Source organism: Bradyrhizobium altum (assembly GCF_020889705.1).
In the GTDB taxonomy this organism is placed as follows: Bacteria; Pseudomonadota; Alphaproteobacteria; order Rhizobiales; family Xanthobacteraceae; genus Bradyrhizobium; species Bradyrhizobium altum.
Genome location: NZ_JACMYP010000529.1, coordinates 1 through 1,582, shown reverse-complemented (window position 1 = coordinate 1,582; position 1,582 = coordinate 1). Strand labels below are relative to the sequence as shown.

Here is a 1,582-nt window from a genome sequence, read left to right as displayed (position 1 = left end):
CCTTAGTTTGCCGACTTCGGCTTCGGGTCAATCGCTTCACTCTGACGACGCGCCGCTCACTTCCGGTCTTCTGCGCTGAGCGGACTTTCTCATGACCATTCGGCACGTCTCAAATGGGCCAAATCCGGACATTATTAGCGCGCCCCCTAGCGTCATCGGCATCGCACCACTAGTTCGGCATGGTGATGCCATTTAGGCCCTCCAATCCGCTACGGCCAGCAATTCACCCCGTTCGCGGCCGTGAGCGCTAGGATTGCGTGTGTCTTTTCCTGCTCAGGCAGCGAAGATGAAGCGTGTGCCCGTGTAGGATCGCAGGAGCTTGTTCGGCATCTCGGCCTTTGCCATTTCGTAGAACGACTCACCCGTACAGTGCAGTGGAATGACGTAGTCGATGTCGATACCCTTCAGCGCTGTGATCGTGTCGCGCACATAGTCCTCCTTATAGGGCGCGAGGTGAAACCCGCCGATCACCGCATGAACCTTGCTGATACCCGAAGTCGCTTGGGCTTGTTTGATTGCGTTGATTACCCCGCGATGGCTGCAAGACGTCAACACGACCAACCCGCGGCCTTTTAGATTGTATGCGGTGGCGATCTCGTGCCGAAACTGGTCCGGGACGACAGCCTTCGTCCGTTCATCCTCCGGAAGCTTGTCGGCATAGCATCCAATGCCGTGGTCCACGCCGATCTTCATGGCGCTGGGCGACAGAAGCTTCTCAAAGCTCGTTTGGCCAATGTGCCCCGTGGTGAAGCCGTGATCGGCGACCAGTGCCGGCCCTTCTGCATAGGTCACCGCAACATTGGCGCCCTCCAGTGCATTGCGATCCAAGGCTCCAAAGTCGCCGCGCACCGGTGGAGCCGTCCATTCGCGGGAGCAGAATGCATCCTCGCCGCCGATGTAAATCGGTAGCTTGGCTTTGAGCTTGCCATTGTTTTGTTTTAGGAAGCCGGCGAGACCGCCAAAATGATCGTAGTGACCGTGGCTCAAGACAAGGGCATCAAGCGCGGCCGGATCGATGCCTACGAGATTGGCGTTGTTGACCAGCGCGTCCGGTGTGAAGCCGAAATCGACCAGGACATGTCGTGCTTCGGCGCCGCGCCGCGACTCGACGTGCATCGACAGTCCGAACTCACTGATCAACGTTTTACCCGGCGGCTTGCCACCGCCGATGCCCCAGCCGAAGTGTTCAATCTCAACATCGGAGACCTTCCGGCTCGGCGCGACAGCGAATTGGTAGCTGTCGACGACCACGCGCACTGCCACACGATCGATCTCCGGAACCTTACCGGCGACCGCTTCTGCGCGTACCGGCTTCCCGCTGCCGATCAGCGTCGCCACGACGGCGCTGAACAAGGCAGCACCGCCGCCGCATACCACGTCGCGTCGATGAATTGCGTTGCATCGGCAAATTAACATGATCAAATCCTCCCTTTACGTGGCCTTTGCTGCCGCAAGGCATCACGTGGAAACACACTCTAGGGCGGAGGCGTTGGGGTACCGAACACGCCAGCGTCTGGCAGCCCGCACACCGAGGATTAGACGCACCCTATCCCGCGCGGGATAGCGTGGCGAATCACATTGG

1 protein-coding gene is annotated in these 1,582 nt (G+C 59.4%); it reads right to left on the bottom strand.

Annotation, left to right across the window (positions count from 1 at the left end; translation table 11 throughout):
• Positions 1-273: 273 nt before the first annotated feature.
• The gene (locus H8B02_RS47120) at positions 274-1,416 is read right to left on the bottom strand and encodes an MBL fold metallo-hydrolase (RefSeq protein WP_229172493.1); all 1,143 of its coding nucleotides are present in this window, start codon (positions 1,414-1,416) and stop codon (positions 274-276) included.
• Between the last annotated feature and the right edge of the window lie 166 nt (positions 1,417-1,582).

Excerpts from the sequence above, each read along its gene's own strand:
- H8B02_RS47120 (WP_229172493.1), bottom strand. The coding sequence starts at position 1,416 with ATGTTAATTTGCCGATGCAACGCAATTCATCGACGCGACGTGGTATGC.